Genomic DNA, 23,675 nt, shown 5'->3' with positions numbered 1-23,675 from the left:
ACGGGCCCACCGTCCGGCCGGATCAACCACGAACAGGTGAGGCCATCTATGTTTGATGTGCAGAAATTCCGGACGCAGGCCGCTTTTTTTGCCGCCGCGATCATCTTCGCCGCCGGCTCGGCCGCGGCGCGCGATTTCACCTATGCCGGCTGGGGCGGTGGCCTGCAGGAAGCGCAGCGCGAAGCGTATCTGAAGCCCTTCGCCGCAGCGACGAAGGAAGCCTTCAAGGAAGACGTCTATCTCGGCGGCATGGCCAAGTTCGAGGCGATGAAAGCCAGCAAGGACGTGGTTTGGGACGTGGTGAACGTCGAGGCCGGCGTGCTGCAAGCGGGCTGCGACGACGGCACGTTCCTTAAGATCGATTTCGCCCGTGTGGGCACGCCGCGCACCGGTTTTCTGCCTGGTATGGCGACCGATTGCGGCGTGGGCTCCTATACCTACGCGTTCGCGCTCGCCTACGACGCCGACGTTCTGAAGGAAGCGCCGACGTCGCTGGCCGATTTCTGGAACACGCAAAAATGGCCGGGCCGCCGCGGCCTGCGCAAGGGTCCGCTCTACAATCTCGAACTCGCGTTGCTGGCCGAAGGTGTCGCGCCGAAGGACGTCTACAAGACATTGTCGACCGAGGAAGGTGTCAATCGCGCGTTCCGCAAGCTCGACGCGATCAAGTCGCAAGTCGTGTGGTGGGAAGCGCCGGCCCAAACTCCCGAACTGCTCGGGGCGGGTACGGTTTCGATGGTCTTCGCGCCCAACGCGCGTATTTCGGCCGCAGCCAAGACCGGCCGGAACTTCAAGATGGCATTCAAGCCTGGCATGACCGGCACGGACTTCTGGGCGATCGTCGCCGGTTCGCCCAAGGTCGACGCGGCCTATCAGTTCATGAAGATCGCAGCATCGCCGCAGGCGCAGGCGAATTTCTCGAACAGCTTCGCCTATTCGCCGACCGTCGCGGCGGCCGAACCGCTGATCACGCCCGCCGCCAAGGCCATCCTGCCGATCGGCGAGTCGGTCGCCGGCGCGCTCAGCCTGTCGACGCCGGAAGCCAAAGGCTTCTGGGCCGACAACGCCGATCGCCTGACCGAACGCTGGAACGCCTGGTTGGCGCGCTGATCCTGGTCCGATAATAAGGACGAATGTCGGTAAGTCTCGCAAGTACGGAAACGAGTTCGGGCGCCCTGGGATCGGGCGCCCGAAGCTCGGCCCGGCGCGCCGGATTGCGGGCGGCAATGTTGACGCTGCCCGCCGTCGTTTTCATCCTTCTGACGTTCGCCGCACCCATCGCGGGCGTGCTCTATCGCGCCGTCGACGGCGGCACCGCGCGCTTCCACCTGCCGCGCACGGCGACAGTTCTGGCCGATTGGAACGGCGAAGCGCCGATCCCGGATGCCGCCGCTGCCGCTTTCGCCGCCGACCTGCGCGCCGTCGAAACCACGACGGTGGCCGAGGTCGCGCGCGATCTCAACAACCGCATCGGCGGCTATCGTTCGTTGCTGCTCGCCGCTAAGCGCAATGCGGATTCCTTGCCCGCCGCGCCGTCGGTTGCGGATTTCGCGGCACTCGATACGCGCTGGGGGCAGGCGAGCTATTGGCGCACGATGCGCGACGCGCTGCGCCCGATCACGAGCTACTACGTCCTTGCGGCACTCGATCTGCGCTGGAACGATGAGGGCAAGCTCGAACGCGCGCCCGAAGATCGCCGGGTCTATATCGACTTCATCCTGCGCACGTTCTGGATCTGCTTCGTCGTCACGCTGGGCTGCATGATCCTGGGTTATCCTTTCGCCTACGTCATTGCTGCTGCGTCGCCGGCGATCGGGCGGGCGCTGATCTTCGCGCTGCTGATCCCGTTTTGGACGTCGATCCTGGTGCGTACCGCCGCCTGGGTGATCGTGCTGCAGCCCAACGGCATGGTGAACGGCTTCCTGCAGGCGATCGGCTTGATCGACGCGCCCTTGACGCTGATCTATAACCGCTTCGGCGTCTACGTGGCGATGATCCACGTGCTGCTGCCGTTCATGATCCTGCCGATCTACGCGACGATGAAGGCGATCCCGCGCAATCTCGTACCCGCGGCCGCGTCGCTCGGCGCCAAGCCTTTCGCCGCGTTCGCGCAAGTCTATCTGCCGCTGTCGCTGCCGGGCGTGTCGGCGGGGTGCCTGATGACCTTCGTGCTCGGTCTCGGTTTCTATGTCACGCCCGCCCTTGTCGGTGGCCCGACCGACCAGATGGAAAGCGGCGTGATCGCGCGTTTCGCGCTCGATCAAGCGAATTGGTCGATGGCCTCGGCGATTTCGCTGGTCCTGCTGGCGATGACCGTGGTCGCTTTCGCCGTTCTGCGCCGCGCCTTGAAGGCAGGCGGCGTCTCGATGGGTTGACGATCATGCGACCGCGCATCAATTTCGCCCTCGCCGCGTGGAGCGCCCTGGTCCTCGCCTTCCTGCTGGGACCGATCGTCGCGATCCTGCCGATCGGCTTCAGCTCGGGCACGTCGTTGTCCTATCCGCTGCCGGGAGTCTCGCTGCGCTGGTTCGACGTCGTCTTCGCCGCCTATCCGTGGATGTTCGCCCTGCGCAACAGCCTGATCATCGGCGTGCTGACGGTTGCGATCGCAGTACCACTGGGCACGCTGGCGGCGTTCGGCCTGGAAAGCGCCAATTTCCCCGGCAAGGCGATCGTGCGCGGCTTGCTGCTGTCGCCCATGGTGATGCCGGTCGTGATCGTGGCGCTGGCCGCCACGCTCGTACTGGCGCGCGTGGGCTTGCACGGTTCCTTCTTCGGCATCGTCCTGGCTCATGCCGGTTTGGCGTTGCCCTTCGTCGTTATCCCCGTGACGGCAAGCCTGAAGGGCTTCGATCCAAATCTCGCGCGCGCGGCGGCGTCGCTGGGCGCGGGGCCGATCGCGACTTTCCGGCAAGTAACGCTGCCTTTGATCGCGCCCGGCGTGGCGTCGGGGGCGGTCTTCGCCTTCGTCACCTCGTTCGACGAGGTCGTCGTCGCGTTGTTCGTCTCGTCACCCTCGACATTGACGCTGCCGCGCCAATTGTTCAGCGGCCTGCGCGACGAAATCACGCCGTCGCTCGTCGCCATCTCACTCGTTTTGATCGTCGTCTCGTGTTCCCTGATGCTGTGCGTCGAGTATTTGCGTCGGCGTGGGGAAAAACTTCGCAACGCGGAGGAATAGAATGTCGTCGGCGCCGCGGCGCGATTTCGTGCGCTTCTCCAAGATCGCCAAAAGCTATGACGGCCGTACTCCGGTGGTCGACGGGCTCGATCTCGATATCGTCGAGGGCGAGTTCCTGACGCTGCTCGGGCCTTCGGGCTCGGGCAAGACGACCTGCCTGATGATGCTGGCCGGATTCGAATCGCCGGATGCGGGCGATATCCTGGTCGGCGACCAATCGATCACGCGCGACCCGCCGCATAAGCGCAATATCGGCGTCGTATTTCAGAACTACGCGCTGTTCCCGCATATGACGGTCGCGGAGAATCTCGCTTTTCCGTTGCGCCAGCGCAAAATGGACCGTGCAGAAGCCGCGCGCAAAGTGGCGGCGGCCCTGAATAAGGTGCATCTGACCGAGTTCGCGGCGCGCTATCCCGCCCAACTATCCGGCGGCCAGCAGCAGCGCGTGGCGTTGGCGCGGGCCCTGGTGTTCGAACCGCGCTTGGTGCTGATGGACGAGCCGCTCGGCGCACTCGATCGCCGTTTGCGGGAGTCCATGCAGCTTGAAATCAAGCGTATCCACGCCCAGGTCGGCATGACGGCTGTTTACGTCACGCACGACCAATCCGAAGCGTTGACGATGTCGGATCGTATTGCCGTGTTCAATCGCGGGCGGATCGAACAGATCGCATCGCCGGCGGAAATCTACGAGCGGCCGGCGACGCCTTTCGTCGCGCGCTTCGTCGGCGAGAACAACTCGCTCTACGGCCGCGTCGAAGCGGGCGAGGGCGGGCGGCGCATTCTGCTCGACGGCGGCGTGCCGATCCTGGCCGAGCCCGGCACCAATCTCAAACCGGGCGACCGCGCGCTGGTCACGATTCGGCCCGAATTGCTGGAACTCGCCCCGCAAGGCCCGGTCGACAATCGCGCCGACGTGATCGTGCGCGATATCGTCTACAACGGCGATCACGTGCTGGTGCCCTGCCAATTGGGCGCGCGCGAGATACTGCTGAAGGCGCCGTCGGCGAGTTTCGGCAAATACGGCGTGCGCGAAGGCGCCACGCTCGCCGTGGGCTGGAACGCCGCATCGAGCCGCGTTTTCGCGGCACCCGCCGGCGAAGCGTGATCAGTAGATTTTGTGCGACTGCGCCGTGTGCGCGATCATCTTGGTCAGCAGCCGGTCGAGATCGGAAATCTCCGACAGGCTGAGCGGCGTTAGCATATTGCGCTCGCTCTCCACGAAGACCGGGACGATCTGACGGTAGAGCGCGTGGCCCGGTTTGGTCAGCCGCAGGATTTTACGCCGCGCGTCGCCGGGATCGGATTCGCGCGCCATCAACTTCTTGCGCAGCAGAATGTGGATCGCGCGGCTCATGCTGTTCCGCGGCCGGCCGGTGATGTGGCACACATCGGTCGCGGTCAGCTCGTTGGAGTGGCCGACGCAGAACAAAACGCTGCATTCGGGCTCGGTGATGCCGTGCCGCTGTTCGATCAATTTATAGCCTGGGCCGCGATACCAGTTCGCCAGCACGGCGATGCGGTATCCGAAACGGACTTCGCTCTGCTCCAGAATTTTTGCGTGATCTGCTTGCGGCATCTCGGTTTTCGGCTCCAGTACTGCTCCGGATAATACCCGATTCGGTACGGCGGGAAAGTTCCATTGCAAAGATAATGCGCCGAGTGTCGGTCCCGTTGGTTGCGTACGAAATTGCGTGATCCTACGGGTTTCCGCAAATTCCGGCGCATTGACAAATGTTCTATATAGAACTAATAATGTCCCCGTTCGAACAAGCGAAGGAACAGGGACATGCCATTGGCCGAAGTGTTGCCGCGGGTCACCTACTCGAATGTCCGCGAGAATTTCGCTGGCGTTCACAAGCTTCTGGATGGCTATATTCCTGAATTCGTCGCGGGCCTGGGCAAGACGATCCCGAACGTGATCGACGGCAAGGAAGATCGCGACGGCGCTGCCTATACGGTACCGGCCCCCTTCGACGATAAAGTACAACTTGGAACATTCTTCGACGCCTCGGAAGCGGCGGTCGCGCGCGCCGTCGCCGCCGCGCGCAAGGCCCAGCCCGGCTGGTACGGGCTGCATTGGTCGGTGCGCCTGTCGATCCTGCGCCGAGCCGCGACGATCCTGGAGGCGCGCAAATACGAGCTCGGCGTCGCCAATCTGCTCGAAGTCGGCAAGTCGCGCCTGGAAGCGATGGGCGAAGTCGAGGAAGCCGTCGACATGATCCGCCATTTCTGCGCGGATTTCGAAAAGAACCAGGGCTTCGAGACGACGCTGTCGCGCGCCGTGCCTGAGGAGCGCACGGTGACGGTGCTGAAGCCTTATGGCGTGTTCGGCGTGATCGCGCCGTTCAACTTCCCCGTCGCGTTGTCGTTCAAGATGATCATTCCGTCGATCGTCTCGGGCAATGCGGTTGTCTACAAGCCCAGCCCCGCCGCCGGTTTGACCGCTAGCCTGCTGGTGAAGATCCTGGCCGATGCGGGTGTGCCCGCCGGCGTGGTCAACATGGTGTGCGGCGACAAGGCCGGGCCATTGGTCGCTTCGGCCAAGGGCATCGATGCGATCGCCTTCACCGGCTCGCACGATGTCGGCATGTCGATCTTCCGTCAATTCGCGCAAGGGCCGTATATGCGCCCCGTGATCGTCGAAATGGGCGGCAAGAATCCGGTCTACGTGACCAAGTCGGCCGATCTCGAAATCGCGGCGGAAGGTGTCGCGCGCTCCGCGTTCGGATTGCAGGGCCAGAAATGCAGTGCCGCCGAGGTCGCCTATATTGACCGAAAGGTCTATGACGCATTCGTCGCGAAACTGCTGGCCTTCACCAAGAAACTGACGATCGGCGATCCGCGCGAGTCGGGCACGTTCATCGGCCCGATTATTTCGAAGGACGCGCTCGATACCTATCTGAAGGCCGCCGCCGACGCCGCCAAGGACGGCAAAATCCTGCATGGCGGAAAGCGCGTGTCGGGCGGCATTTTCGATCGTGGTTTCTATGTCGAGCCGACGATCGTCGCGGGCCTCCCCGCCGGGCATCGCCTGCTGACGGACGAGCTGTTCCTGCCGTTCATCGCCCTCGTGCCCTATGACGATCTAGAAACGGCGATCGATACGGGCAATTCGGTAAAATACGGCCTGACCGCCGGCGCCTACGCCGAAGACAAGGCGGAGCTGCAACTCTTCCTCGACCGCGCGGAAGCGGGCGTGCTTTACGCCAACCGCGCGTCGGGCGCCACGACGGGTGCATGGCCCACCTACCAGACCTTCGCCGGCTGGAAGGGGTCCGGGGTTTCCGGCAAGGGGGGCTTCGGTCCCTACGATCTGCCGCAATTCATGCGCGAGCAGTCGCACACGATCATGGAAAAGTCGCGCTAAGGAGCCGAAGCGATGGCGAACGCGAATACGAGCCGCGTCCTGCACCGCGAAGTGCGCAAGGTGCCGCCGCTCGCCGCCAAGGGCGACGGCGTCTACTTTGTCGATCAGGCCGGCCGGCGCTATCTCGATGCGTGTGGCGGGGCGGCCGTGTCCTGCCTCGGTCATTCCGACCGCACGGTGATCGACGCGATCAAGCGTCAGCTCGACGCGTTCGCTTTCGCCCATACCGGCTACTTCACCGCCGATGTGCTGGAAACGCTGGCCACGCGCCTGACCGGGATTGTGCCCGGTGCTTTCGCGCGCGCCAGCTTCTATTGCGGCGGGTCGGAAGGGATGGAAGCGGCGCTGAAGAACGCGCGCCAGTATTTCGTCGAAAAAGGCGAGACGTCGCGCAGCAAGTTCATCGCGCGCCGCCAAAGCTTCCACGGCAACACGCTGGGCACGTTGTCGATCGGCAACCACGCGGTGCGCAGCGCGCCCTATCTGCCCTATATGTTTTCGGTCGCGCATATCGCGCCCTGCTATCTCTATCGCGACAAGCGCGATGGCGAGACGGAAGCGCAATACGCGTGCCGCGTCGCGGACGAGCTGGAAACCGAAATCCTGCGCGAAGGGCCGGAGAACATCGCGGCCTTCGTCGCCGAGACGGTGACCGGTGCCACGCTGGGGGCCGCCCCCGGTGCGGCGGGCTACTTCAAGCGCATCCGCGAGATCTGCGACAAATACGGTGTGCTGCTGATCCTCGACGAGGTGATGTCGGGCTCGGGCCGCACGGGCACTTGGTTCGCGTTCGAGCAGGAAGGAATCGCGCCCGACATCGCCGTCATCGCGAAGGGGCTGGGGGCGGGCTATCAGCCGATCGCCTCGGTTCTGCTCGCGCCCAAGATCGTCGAGGCGATGGAAGATGGCTCGGGCGCCGTCGCGCATAGCCACACCTATATGGGCCATGCGTGCGGAGCGGCGGCGGCTTTGGCCGTGCTCGACGTCGTCGAGAAGCAAGGCCTGCTCGCCAACGTCCAGAAGCGCGGTCGCCAGTTGCGCGGCATCTTCGACGAGCATTTCGCCAATCATCCGCATGTCGGCGACATTCGCGGGCGCGGCCTGCTGATGGCGCTGGAACTGGTCGAAGATCGCGCGACCAAGAAGCCGTTCGAGCGCGGCGGGGCCATCGCGGCGGGCGTCAAGGCGGCGGCACTGGATCTCGGCCTGATGGTCTATCCGTCATCCGGCACGATCGACGGCAAGCGCGGCGCGCATGTGCTGCTCGCCCCGCCTTATGTGATCGACGAGTCCCATGTCGCCGAAATCGCCGAGAAACTGCCGGTCGCCATCGACCGCGCCATCGAACGCCACGCGAAGGCTTGAACATGGCCACGATCCTCACCTGCGCCGTTACCGGCAATATCACGACCCGCAAGGACCATCCGGAACTGCCGACGACACCGGCGGAGATCGTCAAGGCTTGCGTCGACGCGGCCAAGGCCGGGGCGGCGATCGCGCATATTCATGTGCGCGATCCCGTGACGGCCGCACCCAGCATGGAACTCGATCTCTATCGCCAGGTGGTCGAGGGCGTGCGCGCGGGTGCCCCCGACATGGTCATCAATCTGACCACGGGCCCCGGCGGGCGTTTCGTGCCGTCGCCGGACGAGCCCAAGGTCGCGGCCCCGGGCACGACGCTGACCACGCCCGAGCGGCGTGTGGAACATATCGTTGCGCTGAAGCCGGAGATCTGTAGCCTCGACTTCAACACGATGAATTCGGGTGCGCAGGTCGTCATCAACACGCCGACCAATCTGCGCCGCATGGCAAAGCTGATCGTGGAATCGGGCGTGAAGCCGGAACTCGAATGCTTCGATACCGGCGATATCCATCTCGCCAAGGATCTGATCAAGGAAGGCGCTCTGCCCGGCACGCCGTTCTTCCAATTGGTCATGGGCGTCAAATACGGCGTCGATGCGTCGCCGCAAACACTCGCCTATGTGCAGAGCATTCTGCCGCCGGGCGCGGTGTGGAGCGCCTTTGGTATCGGCCGTTTCGAGTATCCGATGCTGGCCCAGGCCTTCCTGCTGGGCGGCCAAGTGCGCGTCGGTCTCGAAGACAATGTCTATCTCGAAAGAGGCGTCCTGGCGCCCGACAACGCGGCTTTGGTGACCAAGGCCGTGCGTATCGTGCGCGATCTGGGTGGCACGGTCGCGACCCCACGCGAGGCACGCCAGATTCTGGGTTTGAAGTGAGCGGAACAACGCGAGGAGCGACGATGTCGGCCGGTAACAGAAGAGTTCTCGTAGTGACGGGGGCGAGCCGTGGCATCGGCGCGTCGATCGCGCGTTTGGCGGGTGCGGCGGGCTACGACGTGGCCCTGACCTACAAGAACAACCGTGCGCCCGCCGAGAAGGTCGTCGAGGACATCGTGCGCGGCGGTCAACGCGCGATCGCCGTTCAGGCCGATATGGGCGCGGAAGCCGATATCGTCCGCCTGTTCGCCGAAACCGACAAGGCGCTGGGCCCGGTCACGCATCTGGTCAACAGCGCCAGCGACACCGTGCGCAAATGCACGATCGAAAATATCGACGCCAAGACGCTGGACGACGTGTTCCGCATCAATGTCGCCGGTTATTTCCTGTGCGCGCGCGAGGCGATCAAGCGCATGTCGATCAAGCATGGCGGCAAAGGCGGGGCGATCGTCAATATCTCCTCGGTCGCGGCGCTGCGCGCCAATCCGTTCGACTGGGTGCATTACGGCGCCAGCAAGGGCGCCATCGACACGTTCACCGTCGGTCTGGCGCTGGAAGGCGTCGATCACGGTATCCGTTGCAATGCGGTGCGGCCCGGCCCGATCGACACCGACATGAACACGCCCGAGCATTTCGCCAAGATCGAGGCGACCGTGCCGATGAAGCGCGTCGGCCAGCCGTCGGAAGTGGCCGAAGCCGTGCTGTTCCTGCTGTCCGACAAGGCGTCGTTCTGCACCGGCTCCGTGCTCAACGTTTCCGGCGGCCGATTCTGATGAACGTCGCGCCCGCAATCCCGGCCTTCGATCATGCGGCGCGCCTCGCCCGCACGAAGCTGCGGATGCGGGAAGCGGGCATCGACGTGCTGCTCGTGCCGTCGCCCGAGAACATGTTCTACCTAGCGGGCTGCGACGGCTGGTCGTTCTATCTGCATCAGATGTTGGTCGTTGCGCAGGATCGTGCAACGCCGATCTGGATCGGCCGGTCGGTCGATCGCGTGGCGGCATCGCGCTCGCCCGTTCTCGATGCAGCATCGATCCGCCCTTATGGCGACGATTGCATCCAGTCGCCGACGCGCCATCCCTACGATTTCGTCGCCGAGCAGATTCTGGCGGAGGGCTGGGGCAACGCGACGATCGCGATCGCGATGGACGGGTATTTCGTGTCGCCGCGCGGCGTGGACACGCTGCGCCGCGGCCTGCCCGATGCGCGGATCGTCGACGACGGCGATTTGGTCAACTGGCGGCGCCTCGTCAAGGAACCGGCCGAAATCGCGTGTATGCGTGAGGCCGCGTCCATCGCCACGGCGGCGTTGACGCGCGCCGTGCCCACGGTGCGCGCGGGACGACGCGCCTGCGACACCGCCGCCGAAATCCTTCAAGCGCAGACCGCGCCGTCGACGGGCGTATCGGGCGACTACACGGCGATTGCGCCGCTGATCATCGACGGCAACGGTCCGGCGATGCCGCACACGACCTGGTCGGATGCGGCTTATCGGCCGGGCCAGCTTGTGGTGCTCGAGTTCGCCGGCGCCTATCGCCACTACCATTGCCCGATCGCGCGCACCGTTTCGATCGGCAAGCCCGACGCGCTGCACCAAGAAGCCGCTGCGGCGATCGCCGCCGGCATGAAGGCGGCGATGCGCGCCTGCGTGCCCGGTGCTGTCGCCCAGGACGTGGCCGCCGAATGCATCGCCGCGATCCAGGCGGCGGGTTTCAAGCGCGCGGGCCGTGTGGGTTACTCGACCGGCATCGGCTTTCCGCCCGATTGGGGCGAACACACGATCAGCTTGCGTTCCGGCGACATGACCAAGCTTCAACCCGGCATGACGCTGTTTTTGATCCCGGCCCTCTGGGGCGATTCCTGGAGCGTGGGCCTCGGCGAAACGCTGCTTATCGATGAAAGCGGTGCCAAACCACTCACCGTTCTCGATTTCGAATTGATCGTCAACGACTGACCCAAACAGGAGGCACATCCATGAAGACATTCGCAACCCTCGCATCGGCCGCAGCTCTTTCGCTGGGCCTGTGCGGTATGGCAGCGGCGCAAGCGCCCGCGCCCGTGCAGATCAAGCCGAGCCCGACGGTCGAGGCGATAAAGGCGCGCGGCGTGATGGCGTGCGCGGGTCATAACGGCTCCAATCTCGGCTTCACCGAAGTCGACGACAAGGGTAACTGGAAGGGCCTGGATGTCGACCTGTGCAAGGCGATCGCCACGGCGATCCTCGGTTCGCCCGACAAGACCAAGTTCGCCGCGATCAGCTTCGCGCAGCGTTGGCCCGCGTTGAACTCGGGTGAGATCGATATCCTGGTCAAGACGACCGACGCGACGATGAGCCGCGACACCGAGCTCGGCTACGTCTTCAGCATTCCGTATCTCTTCGGCGCGTTCCAGTTCCTGGCGCATACCGGCCCGAAGACGGCGGCCGATCTCAACGGCGGCACGATCTGCACTTCGGGCGGTTCGAACAACATCCGCTATCTGTCGGACTTCCTGAAGGTCAAGAACATCAAGGCCGAAGTCCTGACCTTCGACAAGCGCGAGGAAGAACGCGCCGCCTACGCCGCGAAACGTTGCGACGCCAATATGATGTGGGGCCCGACGGCGGCGATCACGCGCGCCGACCAGTCGAACCCGAACGACCATCAGGTCCTGCCCGACGTGATCGCGGTGGCGCCGCAGGTCGTCATCATGCGCGAAGGCGACGAGCGTCTGGTGAAGGTCGTCAACTGGGTGCTGTTCGCGCTGATGATCGCGGAAGAGCAGGGGATCACGAAGGCCAATGTCGATCAGATGAAGGCTTCGCCGCCGAACCCGGTGGTCGAGAAGTTGCTGGGCGTTACGCCCGGTATCGGCCGTCGCCTCGGCCTCGACGAAGCCTGGGCCTACAACGCCATCAAGGCGATGGGTAATTACGGCGAGATCTACGACCGCAACTTCGGTGCGGGCTCGCCCTACAAGCTGGCGCGCGGCATGAACGCGCTGTGGAAAGACGGCGGCGTTCTGGTGCCGATGCTGATCGACTGATCGGCGGACTTGGTATGATGCCGGGCGCATCCATACGGCGGATGCGCCCGGTTTTTTCCGGAAGGATCACGACACTGTCTGGCCAGGGCATCGCGAAGGGCAAATGGGGTGGGACCGGTGCCAAGGCGCTGATCCTGATTCTCGCCGTCGCGGCCGCGATCTGGGTGGTGGATCGTTTGCCTTGGCAAGCGGCGATCGCGGACAGCACGTTCCGCTTCCTGCTGGAGCCGACCGGCTGGGACATTCCCTACGCGATCATTTCCTACACCAGCCGCGACACCTATGCGCGCGCATTGTTGGTGGGGTTGTGCAACACGCTGCTGGCGGGGGCGCTCGGTATTCTCGGCGCGACGATCATCGGCTTCGCCGTCGGCCTCGCCGCCGCGACCGGCAATGTGGTGCTGGCGGGTATCGGGCGGCTTTATGTCGATGTCATCCGCAACATCCCGCTGATCATCCAGGCGATGTTTTGGTATGCGGTCGTGCTGCGCTTGCCGTCGCCACGCGGCGCGCATGAATTCCTGGGCGCGTTTCTAACCAATCGCGGCTTGTTCCTGCCGCGCCCGACCGACCCCGTGATCGCATCGCTGGTATTAGGTGCGGCGATCGCCGTGTTGTTGATCGCCTATAATTTATGGCGCCGCCGCCGCGAAGGCGTGACACCGCTGCGCTTCGGCTGGGATATCGCACTCTTCGCCGTATTCGTGGCTGCACTCTTCTATATTGCGCCCGATCCGCGCGCCATCGGTGCCGCACTTGTCTTCGATTGGCCGCTTCTCGCCGGCCTTAATTTCCGGGGCGGCTTGCGCTTGCCGCTGGAGCTTGCGGCATTGGCGGCGGCGCTTGCCGTCTATCGCGGCGCGTTCCTGGCGGAGATTTTTCGCGCCGGTTTCCGCGCCGTGTCGCAAGGTCAGATCGATGCCGCCAAGGCGTTGGGCCTGTCGCCGCTGGTGACGCTGATCAAGATCCGCATTCCGCTCGCACTCGTCAGCATCATGCCCCCGCTCGCAGGCGAATACATGATCGTGCTGAAGGTGACGTCGATCGGCATCGTCGTCGGCTTTACCGATATCTATTCGGTCGCATCGTCGAGTTCGTCGCTGACCGGACGGCCGCTCGAGGTCATCTTCGTGATGATCCTCGCCTATCTCGTCATCAACTACACGATCGCGGTGGCGATGGACGTGGCGAACCGGCGCTTCCAGATTCCGGGGCGCAAGAATCATGGCTAGCGCCGTCCACGCCATGCGCGGCTTCTGGCGCAATCCGATCGACGGGCTGGTGTCGTTCGCGGCGTTGCTGTTGATCGCGTATCTCGCCGCGTTGTTCATGCAATGGGCCTTCGTCGACGCGGTGTGGCAGGCATCGTCCGCGCTGGAATGCCGCAATCTCGGCAAGGGCGCTTGCTGGGCGGTGATCGAAGCACGCGGGCGCCTGATCTTGTTCGGCCTTTACCCGTTCGAGGAGCAGTGGCGCGCGGCTCTCGCCGGGATCGTGATGATCGTCGCGGGCGTGCTGTCGTGTTGGCGCGGTACGCATACGGTGTTGCGCCTCGCGGCGTTGTGGATCGCGGCCTTCGCCGCCTACATGATCCTGATGGGCGGGGGCATCTGGGGCTTGCGGCCAGTGCCCCGCAGCAATTGGGGCGGGTTGGCGCTCACCTTCTACGTCTTCGCGCTGATGCTGATCCTGGGCATGCCGATGGCGATCTTGCTGGCGATCGGCCGCCATTCCGGGCCGCGCTGGCTGCGCGCCGCCATCGGAATCGTCATCGACGTCGTGCGCGCCGTACCCTTGATCGCGATCCTTTTCGCCTTCGCGCTGGCGATCCCACTGCTGATCCCTGCGGAACTCGCGGGCGAACGCCTGACGCGCGTGGCCGTCGGCTACGCGATGTTCTTCGCCTGCTATCAGGCGGAGATCATCCGCGGCGGCCTGCAGGGCGTGGATCCCGGCCAAGCCGAAGCAGCCAAGTCGCTGGGCTTACGGGGCTGGCAGATCCAAGGTCTCGTCACGCTGCCGCAAGCCTTCCGCATTTCGATGCCGCCGACGGTCAATCAGATCGTCTCGGCATTCAAGGACACGTCCTACGTCTCGATCGTCGGCTTCTTCGATATGACCGCCTCGGCCTCCGCCGCGTTGGGCACGGGCGATTGGGCCTTCGCCTATGTCGAAGTCTATCTGGTCGTGGCGTTGATCTATCTCGTGTTCGGCTATTCCTTGTCCCGCTACGGCGTCTATCTCGAACGTCGAATGGACAAGGCGTTCCGCCGTTGATCCCGTAGCCTTAATGGAATCCGTATGACCGACAGCCGCGCCGCTGATTTCGCCAAAACGCCGTTCTGGTGGATCGCCGCCCCGCGTCCGCCGATCGTCGAAGCGCAACTGCCCGCCAAGGCGGACGTGGTTGTCATCGGCTCGGGCGTGACCGGCCTCAATGCCGCGCGCGAGCTGGCGCGCGGCGGGCGCGATGTGGTCGTGCTCGACCGCGGCGAGGCGGGCATCGGCGCCACGTCGCGCAACGCGGGCCATATCGGCCGCGTGCTGAAGCACGAATTCACGCAGCTCGTGTCGGACCTGGGTCTTGCGAAAGCCACCGCGATCTATCGCGAGATGCAGGCGGCGTATGACTCGGTCGGCGAGGTGACGAAGGGCGAGGGGATCGATTGCGAGTATCGCGTCTCGGGCCGCGTCATCCTCGCCTACACGCCCCAGCAGCTCGAACTGGTCGAGGCCGAGTGCGCGGCGAAGAAGCAGCATCTGGGCGAAGACTACACGATGCTGGATCGCGCGGGCCTCAAAGCCGAACTCGACTCGCCGTTGTTCGTGGGTGGCGCCTATCTGCCGGAATCCGCGTCGCTGCATCCCGGGCTCTATCATCTGGGCCTGCTGGCGGCGGCGAAGAAAGCGGGCGTGAACGTGCTGCCGGGCACGGATGTCCAGTCGATCGACAATATCGGCACGGCGGCGGTGCCACGCTTCCGCGTGACGACATCGCGAGGGCCGATTGCCGCGCGCGACGTGATCGTGGCGACCAACGGCCACACGGGGCCCGGCATTCCCGGCTGGTTCCGCCGCCGTCTGGTGCCGTTCGACGCGTTCATGATCGCCAGCGAGGAATTGTCGCCGGAAGCGATGCGCGCGATCCTGCCGGGCAATCGCGTCTATATCGACGCGAACCGCAACGTGAATTTCTTCCGCCAATCGCCCGACGGCAAGCGCGTGCTCTATGGCGGGCGCACCGGCGGCCGCCCGCCGGCCGATCTTGCGACGATCGGCGAAAAGCTATTCGCTGACGCGCGCAAGATTTTGCCCGGCCTGAACGGGCGCAAGCTCGGCCGCGTATGGACCGGGCGCTGTGCGGGCACGATCGACCTCTATCCGCATATCGGCACGCAGGACGGTATCCACTTTGCCGCCGGCTATTGCTTCGCGGGCATTCCGATGGGCACCTATCTAGGCCGCAAGCTCGCCTGGGGGATGCTCGGCCGGCCGGAAGGCGAAACCGTGTTCCGCGAGCGCGCGATGCCCGGGCACCCGATCTACTGGGGTAATCCTTGGTTCGTGCCGTTCTACATGAAGTTCTACGACTTCCTCGATTGGCGCGACGGCGGACGCCCCTGACTATGAAGGACGGCACGATATGAGTTTGAAGGATAAAGCTTGCATCGTCGGCATCGGCGAGACGCCGAATACGCGCGGGCCCGGCCGACCGGTGATCGACATGGTGGTCGACGCGTCGTTGAACGCCATCGCCGATTCCGGCGTGAAGCGTTCGGCGATCGACGGGCTGATCTTTTCGTCGTCGCGTTACATCTTCCAGGAATCGGTCGCGGTCCATCTCGGCCTGAAGGATCTGCGCTACACCTCGATCATCGAGATCGGCGGGGCGGCCCCCGTCTCGACGCTGCAATCCGCCGCGATGGCGGTGGCGACCGGTCAAGCGAACTACGTGCTGATCCCGTTCGGCTGCAACGGCTATTCGGAAGCGCGCACATCGGTGCGCGCGCGCCCGGAATCGCAATTCTACGCCGACAATCAAATGAGCCAGGCGGTGAAGAACTACCTGGCGCCCAACGGCGCCTTCGTGCCGGTGCAATATTATTCCTGGATCGCCAACCGGCACCGTCTGCTCTACGGCACGACGCAGGAGGAAATCGCCCAGATTCCGTTGAATTCCCGTGCGAACGCGCAGGGCAATCCGCGCGCCTATATGCGCGACCGGCCGTTGACGATGGAGGCTTATCTCGCCTCGCCGATGATCTCCGAGCCGCATCGGATGTTCGATTGCTGCCTGGAAACGGATGGCGCGGCGGCGTTGATCGTGACGACGCCCGAACGTGCGCGGGACCTCAAGCAACGCCCGGTCTTCGTCAGCGGCGTGGCGGAAGGCCATCCTTATCCCGCCGACGACATCATGAACCGGTCGGATATCCTCGATCTGGGCCTCACCCATATCGCGCATCGCGCGTTCGAAATGGCCGGGGCCACGCCGGCCGATATGGATTTCGCGCAGATCTACGACTGCTTCACCTATGTGGCGCTGATGCAGCTCGAAGCCGCCGGCTTCTGCAAGCGCGGCGAGGCGCGGCATTTCGTGATGAACGGCAACATCGCCATCGACGGCAAATTGCCGGTCAACACGCATGGCGGCCTGCATTCGGAAGGCCATGTCTGGGGCCTGAACCATATCGTCGAAGCCGTGCGCCAGCTGCGCGGGACCGCGCATCGCCAGGTCAAGGACTGCGAGATCGGTGCCGTGACCGGCTGGGGCGATTTCGGCGACGGCAGCATCGCGATTTTGAGGAGATAGGGATGAGCGACACCCCCAAGCCGCTGCCGCGTCGCGACGGGCTGAACGGCGAGTTCTACGAACATTGCGCGCGCGGCGAATTGCGATTCCAGCGTTGCGCGGGTTGCCAAACGTGGCGCCACATGCCGCGCTATTCTTGCGCCGAATGCGGTTCGCGCGACTGGACCTGGGAGAAGAGCAGCGGGCGCGGCAAGCTCTATTCCTGGACGGTCAGCCACCGCGCCTTCCATCCCGGTTTCGCGGGCGACGTGCCCTATGCCGTCGCGATCGTGGAGCTGGAAGAAGGCCCGCGGATCGTCTCGCAAATCGTCGATGCAAAGCTCGACGCGCTCAGGCTCGACCTGCCGCTCGAAATCGTGTTCGAGAAGGTGGCCGACGACGTGACGATGCCGAAATTCCGGATCCGCTAGTCAGCGGTCCGGATGCGGGCATCGACGGCGACGGCGCCGTCGCCCTTCTTGCGCACGATCAGCGGATTGATGTCGAGCTCGGCGACCTTGGGGGCCGCATCGGCCGCGAACAGGCTGACGCGATAGATCGCGTCGACCGCCGCGTCGATATCGCATTCGGGCTTGCCGCGAATACCCTTCAGGATCTTCGCGACCTTCAGGGTTTCGAGCTTGGCGCGGATCGTCGCGGGCTCGGCCGGCGCGGCGAGAACGACCACGTCCTCGATCAATTCGGCCAGGATGCCGCCGGCCCCGAACATCACCATCGGCCCGAATTGCGGGTCGTGTAGCGCGCCGACGATTAGTTCGGCTTCGCCGCGCACCATCTCAGCAACGACGCAGCCTTCCAGGCCCGGCCCGACCGATTTGGCGATCTCAATCCAAGCCGCGTGCACGGCGGCCGCGTCGGCGAGATTGAGCTTTACGGCCCCCTTGTCGCTTTTGTGGATCAGCGTTGCGCCGAAACCCTTCAGCACGACCGGATAGCCGATCTTGTCGGCTTCCTGGACGGCCTGTTCGGCGTTCGCTGCCTTGGCTTCGCGCGAGACGCCCACGCCATAGCCGCCCAGCAACGCCTTCGCTTCGAACTCGCCCAGCATCGTGGCCTTCGGCAGCTTGGCGGCGTCGACGCGCTTCACGTTCTTCGGTCGCTCGGGCGGTGCCTTGACCGCGGGGCGCGACTTGAACCAGCGGCGGAAGACTTCGACGCTGTCCTCGATCGAATCGACGGCGAGGGCGCCCAGCTCGGCGGCGGCCACGCGCGCCTTGTCGCCGTTGGAGCCCGGCAGCACGGCGAAGACGATCGGCTTCTTGCCGGCGACGGCGTTGGTCATTGCGGTGACCATCTCGTCGAGATTATGCGCGGTCCCCAGCACGCCGATGATGCCGCCGACATCCAGATCTTCGGACACGATCTTGGCGCCGCCGTCGCCCACATCGATGAAGCTGTTGTCGCGCAGATTGGCGAAATCGAGCGGGTTGGCGGTCAGGCCCGGCGTGTATTGCTCTTCCAGGCGCTTGACCGTCTCGGCCGCGAATTTCGACAAGCGCACGCCGGTTTCGGTTGCGACATCGGTCGTCTGCACCAAAGCACCGCCGGAGGGCGAGAGCAGGGCGATGCCGCGCCCTTGCGGCGCTTCCCCGAATTTGTCGTAGAGGAAAGCGAGCCGCGCCATCGCCAACTCGCTCTCGACCAGCACGATGCCGGCGGCTTCGCAGCGCGCGGCGAAGGCGGAATAGGCGGAAGCGAGGCTGCCCGTATGCGTGGCGGCCACCACGGCGCCCGCCGAGGTGCGGCCCGATTTGACCAGCAGCAATGGCTTGCCGGCGGCGTGGCAGCGTTTGGCGGCGGCGAGGAAACGCTCGGGATCGCGCAAGCCTTCGACGCTGCACATGACGACCTTCGTGCCGGCATCGTCCGCGTAGTATTCGAGCACGTCGGAAATTTCGATATCCGCCTGATTGCCCAGCGCGATCAGATGGCGGAAGGCCACACCTTCGCGCGCCCCGCGATTGTAGAGCACACCCATCGCCGCACCGCTCTGGCTGACCAGGCTGATATTGCCGAGACGGGCCGGCACTTCGCGCATCGCGAGCGACGCGTTCATCAGCACTTTCGAAGGGGAGCTTGCGAGGCCCAGCAGATTGGGGCCGAGGACGCGCATGTTCAGCGAACGAGCCAGCGCGATCATCTCCTTTTCTTCCTTGCGGCCGGCTTCGCCGGTTTCGCTATAGCCGCCGGTCATCATGACCAGATACTGGACCTTGGCGGCGGCGCAATCGCGGATCGCGTCGGGAATGGCGCGCTTGGGAATGGCAAGAACGGCGACGTCGATCGGGCCGGGTGCCTCGCTGACCTTGGCGTAGGATTTCAGGCCCATGACCGAAGGGCGTGCCGCGTTGATCGGCACGAGATTGCCCTGATAGCCGCCCTTGATGAGGTTTTCGAGCGTCAACCCGCCGAATTTCTTGGCGTTGTCGGAAGCCCCGACGACGGCGATACCACGCGGCGAGAACACCTTATCCAGCGACATGTCCAACTCCAGAAGCGGCGAACGCATAAAGTTCTATTATGAACAAATAACTTTTTCAAGAATCCGATTTATATGGATAACGGAAGATATAAATAGTACCGTTTGGTGCATATCGACGGAATGGAGTTTCCATGGCGCATATCCGGGGTGTGGGGCTGACCGCGTTCGGCCGGCTGGAAGGCGAGGATACGCAAAGCCTTCAGGCGGCGGCGGCCGAAGCGGCGTTGAAGGACGCCGGTCTGAAACGCGAGGATATCGACGGGGTGATCTGCGGCTATAGCCACCAGCTGCCGCATATCATGATCGCGAGCCTGTTCGCCGAGTATTTCGGCATCAAGCCGACCTATTGCCATGGGGTGTCGGTGGGCGGGGCGACCGGTTCGGCGATGATCATGCTCGCCAACCGCCTGGTCGATGCGGGCCAGTGCAAGAACCTGCTGGTTCTGGCGGGCGAAAACCGCCTCAACGGCAAGAACGATCACACGCTGAAGACGATCGCCAGCTGCGGCCATCCCGATTACGAGGATCCGTTCGGCCTGACCATCCCGGCCTATTACGGCTTCATGGCGTCGGCCTATATGAAGCGCTACGGCATCACCGAGCGCGACCTCGCCGAACTCGCCGTGCAGATGCGCGCCAACGCGGCGCGCCATCCGCTGGCGCATCAGCGCAAGCCGATCACGGTCGACGACGTGATGAACTCGCGCAAGATCGCCTCGCCCTTGAAGCTGCTCGATTGCTGCCTGATCTCCGACGGCGGCTGCGCCGTCGTGCTCAGCAAGGAACCAGGCCAAGGTAAGCCCGTGCGCATCGCGGGCTCGGCGCAGACGCATCCCTACCAGCATGTGATCGCGGCCCCCGACCTCGCCAGCTACGATTCCGCCAAGGCGCTGGACGCGGCGTTGGCCGAAGCCAAGACGACGCGCGAGAAGATCGAGATCGCGGGCATCTACGATTCGTTCACGATCACGCTGCTCGGCTTCGTCGAGGAGCTGGGCCTCGCCAAGCGCGGCGACGCGGCGCGCGCCTTCCGGGCGGGCGAGTTCGCACCCACCGGCCGCCTGCCGATCAACACCCATGGCGGGTTGATGTCGTTCGGCCATTCGGGCGTCGCGGGTGGCCTTGCCCATATCATCGAAGTCTATCTGCAGATGGCCGGACGGGCGGGTGAGCGCCAGATCGGCCAGCCGAAGACTGGCCTCGTCCATGGCGAAGGCGGCATCTTCTCGTCGCAGGTCAGCCTCGTTCTCAAGCAGGAATAGCCCCATGAGCACCGTTGCCGAACGATTCTGGGATGGGTACGCGAACCGCAAGGTGCCGTACCAAAAATGCGCCGAATGCGGAAACGTGCAGAGCTATCCGCGCCCGATCTGCCATGGCTGCGGCTCGAAGAAGCTCGACTGGCACGAAGCGAAGCCCGAGGGCACCGTCAGCGGCGCCACGACGGTTTATCGCGCCCCGTCGAAGGAATTCGAATCGCTGGTGCCGTATCGCCTGTTGCTCGTCGATCTCGCGGAAGGGTTCCGCATCATGAGCCACGCCGAAGCCGATGTGGACGTGGGCGACAAGGTCGCGATCGACTTCAAGGAGATCGGCGGCCGGCTGTTCCCCTACGGCCGCAAGCGCGCGTAAAGGCGGCATCGTGGCGTCGGCGGCCGATAACCGGCGCGGCGTCCTGGCGATGCTGCTGTCGGCCGCTGTCGTCACCAGCAGCGACATGTTCATCCGCGCAGTTACCTTCATCTTCCCGACGGGGGAGGTGCTGGCGACGCGCGGGCTCGTCGTGATGGCGTTGATCGGCACTGCGACCGCTATCCTCGTACCCGCACCCCTTCTGCGCCTGGCATTTCAGCCTTTCGTGCTGCTGCGTGCGCTGTGCGAGGCGGTGATGGTCGTGCTGTTCGTGATGGCGCTGCCGCATATGATCTTCGCGGACGTGACGGCGGTGTTCCTGTCGTCCTCGCTGCTGTCGGCGGCCCTGGTCGCAGGCATCGGATTCGAGCGTGTGGGGGCGGCGCGCTGGGCCATTCTGCTGATCGGCTTCGGCGGTGTGGCGATGGTCGTGCGACCGACCTTCGAGCAGGTGAATATCGGTGCGGTCTACGCGCTCGCCTCGGCGTCAATGATCGCGGTGCGCGATCTCGTCACCCGCAAGATCGATCCAGCGACGCCGACGATCCTGATCACGATGGTGACCGCCACGACTGTGACGTTGCTGGGATTCGCGCTGATGCCGTTCGAAGCACGGTGGCGCCTGCCCGCAGCGCACGAGGCGGGCATGTTTCTCGCCGCTGGCGTATTGGTGGCGGGCGCAAATCTGCTGGGCGTGGTCGCCTATCGCCGGGCGGATATCTCGGTGGTCGCTCCGTTCCGCTACACTGCGTTGCCCTTCGCGATCGTCGCATCCTTCATCGTCTGGGGCGAGATGCCAGATTTCTGGTCGATCCTGGGTGGGGCGACGATCGCCGCAGCCAGCATCGCGGCGATCTGGATGCAACGCGCGCGGCGTTGACGTTTCCCGCAACTCGCCGCGCGATCTCCCGGAAACCCCATCTTTAACCAATTGAATTCACGTAATGTCCGCTTGCGTTGACAGGGTCGGGGTCGCGGGATTCAATCCCTGTCGCGCCTACCATCCGGACCTCCTGAAAATCGGAATGGTTGCCGTCAGGCTACCCAGCCATGAGGTTGTCGCCAGACCCGTGGCGACAATCGGTTGTCTCTGCTGGACATGGCGAGACTTTTTCGTCGCGCGCGAAAAAATTCTAACTTGGGCATGTTGCGAGTGTGCGCGTAGCGTATCTCCTATGCAAAGCGAGCATCCCATCACGCGCGATCCGGCCCACGCGACCTATCGCGCCCCCGCCGCTTCCCATGAATCGGGTGCGGCGGCCTCCGGCCCCGGCGAAACGCGCGCTGCGCCGCAGCTTTGGCGCCGCGTGCAAGACGGCGCACGCAACTTCCTCGGCAATCTCGCCGGCTGGTGATTCGAATTTTCTGCGTGGCGCGTCAGTATAATTGAGATGCGCCCGCGCGGGCCGCACCGCAAAACCGGTCGGCTATGGCCGGTGATTTCACGGAACTGACGCGGCGCTTCGAGGGCTTGGCGGCGGCGGATATCGTCGCGCTGGGCGTGCGCGATATCTTCAAAGGACGGATCGCATTGGCGACGTCCTTCGGCGCGGAATCGGCCGTCCTTTTGCACATGGTCGCCGCGGCCGATCCGGCCACGCCGGTCCTGTTCGTCGATACCGGCAAGCTGTTTGGCGAAACGCTGCGCTTGCGCGACGAGCTGACCGCGCGTTTGGGCTTGCGCGATGTGCGGAGTTTGCGCGCCGACCCCGCCGCCGTGCGCGCGGCCGATCCCGACGGCTTCCTGTTCCGCGACGATCCCGACCGTTGCTGCGCCGTGCGAAAGGTCGCGCCCTTCGCGGCGGCCTTGGACGGGTTCGATGCTTGGATCAACGGCCGCAAGCGCCATCATGGCGGGACACGCTCGGAACTCGGCGTCGTCGAACAAGACGGCGCCCGGATCAAGCTCAATCCGCTGGCCGATTGGGGCCCCGCCGAAATCGACGCCTATCTCGATCGCTACGATCTGCCGCGCCATCCGCTGGTCGCGGACGGGTTCGTGTCGATCGGCTGCTTCACCTGCACCGAACGCGTGGCGCCGGGCGAAGACTCGCGCGCCGGGCGCTGGCGGGGCACCGCCAAAACCGAATGCGGAATCCATGGTTCCGCGCGACCCAAGGAAACGGCCTGACATCATGGACGATCTCGACCGCCTCGAAGCCGACTCTATCCATATTCTGCGCGAAGCCTACGCGTCGCTGCGGCCGCTCGTCATGCTGTGGTCGTTGGGCAAGGATTCGAACGCGATGATCTGGCTCGCGCGCAAAGCCTTCCTGGGCGAGGTGCCGTTCCCGGTCGCGCATCTCGACACCGGGCTCGAGTTTCCCGAGACTTATGCGTTCCGCGAGCGCTATGCCAAGGAATGGGGCCTCAAACTCATCGACGACGCTTGCCCGCCGATCGAGGAGGTCGATCCCAATCTGCCGCCCAATTCGCGCTTGGCGGCGCGCAAGAGCCTCGGCCTGCGCCAGGCGCTGACGCGCCACGGCTTTAAAGGCGTCATCGCCGGGATCCGGCGCGACGAACAGGCGACGCGCGCCAAGGAACGCGTGTTCAGTCCGCGCGGCGCCGATGGCGCTTGGGATTTCCGCGATCAGCCGCCGGAATTCTGGGACAGCTATCACCCGGCACCGCCGCAAGACGGGCATGTGCGCGTCCATCCGTTGTTGCGCTGGACGGAGATTGACGTGTGGCGCTACATCCAGCGCGAAAGCATTCCGGTCGTGCCGCTTTATTTCGCCAAGAACGGCAAGCGCTATCGCTCGCTGGGCGAAATCGGGATCACTTTCCCGATCGACAGCGACGCCGCCGATATTCCGTCGATCCTGGCCGAACTCGCCGCGACGCGGGCCCCCGAACGCGCCGGCCGCGCGATGGACCACGACTCCGAAGACGCGTTCGAGCGTCTGCGCGCCACCGGCTATATGTGAGATCGTCCC

23 protein-coding genes are annotated in these 23,675 nt (G+C 64.6%); 21 read left to right on the top strand and 2 right to left on the bottom strand.

Features of this window, described 5'->3' with window-relative positions; translation table 11 throughout:
- Positions 1–48: 48 nt before the first annotated feature.
- From J0H39_13525 to J0H39_13510, 4 genes are all read left to right on the top strand, one after another.
- Entirely contained in the window at positions 49–1,110 is a 1,062-nt protein-coding gene (locus J0H39_13525) for a polyamine ABC transporter substrate-binding protein (protein MBN9497770.1), read from the top strand.
- Positions 1,111–1,226: 116 nt separating this feature from the next.
- Positions 1,227–2,375 (top strand): ABC transporter permease, encoded by a 1,149-nt coding sequence (locus J0H39_13520; GenBank protein MBN9497769.1) that lies wholly within the window; start codon positions 1,227–1,229, stop codon positions 2,373–2,375.
- A 5-nt stretch (positions 2,376–2,380) separates the two neighbouring features.
- Complete coding sequence (locus tag J0H39_13515) at positions 2,381–3,181, top strand: ABC transporter permease (GenBank protein MBN9497768.1); 801 nt, start codon at positions 2,381–2,383, stop codon at positions 3,179–3,181.
- 1 nt (position 3,182) lies between these two features.
- On the top strand, positions 3,183–4,286 hold the full coding sequence (locus tag J0H39_13510; protein ID MBN9497767.1) for an ABC transporter ATP-binding protein: 1,104 nt from the start codon (positions 3,183–3,185) through the stop codon (positions 4,284–4,286).
- Here J0H39_13510 and J0H39_13505 read toward each other — a convergent pair whose 3' ends face one another.
- Positions 4,287–4,757 (bottom strand): winged helix-turn-helix transcriptional regulator, encoded by a 471-nt coding sequence (locus J0H39_13505; protein MBN9497766.1) that lies wholly within the window; start codon positions 4,755–4,757, stop codon positions 4,287–4,289. It lies immediately after the preceding gene.
- Between the two features lie 210 nt (positions 4,758–4,967).
- Here J0H39_13505 and J0H39_13500 point away from each other — a divergent pair, with 210 nt between their 5' ends.
- From J0H39_13500 to J0H39_13450, 11 genes are read left to right on the top strand one after another with little or no spacing between them, the layout of a single operon-like run.
- On the top strand, positions 4,968–6,548 hold the full coding sequence (locus tag J0H39_13500; GenBank protein MBN9497765.1) for an aldehyde dehydrogenase family protein: 1,581 nt from the start codon (positions 4,968–4,970) through the stop codon (positions 6,546–6,548).
- A 12-nt stretch (positions 6,549–6,560) separates the two neighbouring features.
- Positions 6,561–7,913: an aspartate aminotransferase family protein gene (locus J0H39_13495; protein ID MBN9497764.1), complete on the top strand. Its 1,353-nt coding sequence runs from the start codon at positions 6,561–6,563 to the stop codon at positions 7,911–7,913.
- Positions 7,914–7,915: 2 nt separating this feature from the next.
- Positions 7,916–8,785 carry a 3-keto-5-aminohexanoate cleavage protein gene (locus J0H39_13490; protein ID MBN9497763.1) on the top strand — a complete coding sequence of 290 codons (870 nt, stop codon included), beginning with the start codon at positions 7,916–7,918 and terminating at the stop codon, positions 8,783–8,785.
- Positions 8,786–8,808: 23 nt separating this feature from the next.
- Positions 8,809–9,558, top strand: coding sequence for an SDR family oxidoreductase (locus tag J0H39_13485; GenBank protein ID MBN9497762.1), 750 nt, complete (start codon positions 8,809–8,811; stop codon positions 9,556–9,558).
- Positions 9,558–10,739, top strand: a complete 1,182-nt coding sequence (locus J0H39_13480; GenBank protein ID MBN9497761.1) for a M24 family metallopeptidase — start codon at positions 9,558–9,560, stop codon at positions 10,737–10,739. The genes J0H39_13485 and J0H39_13480 overlap by 1 nt, the downstream gene beginning before the upstream one ends.
- 20 nt (positions 10,740–10,759) lie before the next feature.
- On the top strand, positions 10,760–11,809 hold the full coding sequence (locus J0H39_13475) for a transporter substrate-binding domain-containing protein (protein MBN9497760.1): 1,050 nt from the start codon (positions 10,760–10,762) through the stop codon (positions 11,807–11,809).
- Between the two features lie 41 nt (positions 11,810–11,850).
- Positions 11,851–13,041, top strand: coding sequence for an ABC transporter permease subunit (locus tag J0H39_13470; protein ID MBN9497759.1), 1,191 nt, complete (start codon positions 11,851–11,853; stop codon positions 13,039–13,041).
- Complete coding sequence (locus J0H39_13465) at positions 13,034–14,086, top strand: amino acid ABC transporter permease (protein MBN9497758.1); 1,053 nt, start codon at positions 13,034–13,036, stop codon at positions 14,084–14,086. The genes J0H39_13470 and J0H39_13465 overlap by 8 nt, the downstream gene beginning before the upstream one ends.
- A 24-nt stretch (positions 14,087–14,110) precedes the next feature.
- The gene (locus J0H39_13460) at positions 14,111–15,433 is read left to right on the top strand and encodes an FAD-binding oxidoreductase (protein ID MBN9497757.1); all 1,323 of its coding nucleotides are present in this window, start codon (positions 14,111–14,113) and stop codon (positions 15,431–15,433) included.
- A 19-nt stretch (positions 15,434–15,452) separates the two neighbouring features.
- A complete protein-coding gene (locus tag J0H39_13455; GenBank protein ID MBN9497756.1) occupies positions 15,453–16,622 on the top strand; it encodes a transporter in 1,170 nt (389 codons plus the stop codon).
- A gap of 2 nt (positions 16,623–16,624) precedes the next feature.
- On the top strand, positions 16,625–17,032 hold the full coding sequence (locus J0H39_13450) for an OB-fold domain-containing protein (protein ID MBN9497755.1): 408 nt from the start codon (positions 16,625–16,627) through the stop codon (positions 17,030–17,032).
- Here the strand turns inward: J0H39_13450 and J0H39_13445 are convergent.
- Positions 17,029–19,104, bottom strand: coding sequence for an acetate--CoA ligase family protein (locus J0H39_13445; GenBank protein ID MBN9497754.1), 2,076 nt, complete (start codon positions 19,102–19,104; stop codon positions 17,029–17,031). The genes J0H39_13450 and J0H39_13445 overlap by 4 nt on opposite strands.
- A gap of 131 nt (positions 19,105–19,235) precedes the next feature.
- Between J0H39_13445 and J0H39_13440 the strand changes: the two genes are divergently transcribed.
- From J0H39_13440 to cysD, 6 genes are all read left to right on the top strand, one after another.
- Positions 19,236–20,366 carry a thiolase family protein gene (locus J0H39_13440; GenBank protein MBN9497753.1) on the top strand — a complete coding sequence of 377 codons (1,131 nt, stop codon included), beginning with the start codon at positions 19,236–19,238 and terminating at the stop codon, positions 20,364–20,366.
- Positions 20,367–20,370: 4 nt separating this feature from the next.
- Positions 20,371–20,736 (top strand): OB-fold domain-containing protein, encoded by a 366-nt coding sequence (locus tag J0H39_13435; GenBank protein ID MBN9497752.1) that lies wholly within the window; start codon positions 20,371–20,373, stop codon positions 20,734–20,736.
- Positions 20,737–20,746: 10 nt separating this feature from the next.
- Positions 20,747–21,616 (top strand): DMT family transporter, encoded by an 870-nt coding sequence (locus J0H39_13430; GenBank protein MBN9497751.1) that lies wholly within the window; start codon positions 20,747–20,749, stop codon positions 21,614–21,616.
- A gap of 295 nt (positions 21,617–21,911) precedes the next feature.
- Complete coding sequence (locus J0H39_13425) at positions 21,912–22,091, top strand: hypothetical protein (GenBank protein ID MBN9497750.1); 180 nt, start codon at positions 21,912–21,914, stop codon at positions 22,089–22,091.
- Between the two features lie 74 nt (positions 22,092–22,165).
- The gene (locus J0H39_13420; GenBank protein ID MBN9497749.1) at positions 22,166–22,867 is read left to right on the top strand and encodes a phosphoadenylyl-sulfate reductase; all 702 of its coding nucleotides are present in this window, start codon (positions 22,166–22,168) and stop codon (positions 22,865–22,867) included.
- 4 nt (positions 22,868–22,871) lie between these two features.
- Entirely contained in the window at positions 22,872–23,666 is a 795-nt protein-coding gene (gene cysD, locus J0H39_13415; protein MBN9497748.1) for a sulfate adenylyltransferase subunit CysD, read from the top strand.
- Positions 23,667–23,675 lie beyond the last annotated feature (9 nt).

The organism is Alphaproteobacteria bacterium, assembly GCA_017308135.1.
In the GTDB taxonomy this organism is placed as follows: domain Bacteria; phylum Pseudomonadota; class Alphaproteobacteria; order CACIAM-22H2; family CACIAM-22H2; genus Tagaea.
The sequence above is the reverse complement of the archived record's forward strand: the minus strand, read 5'-3'. Positions and strand labels throughout refer to the sequence as shown.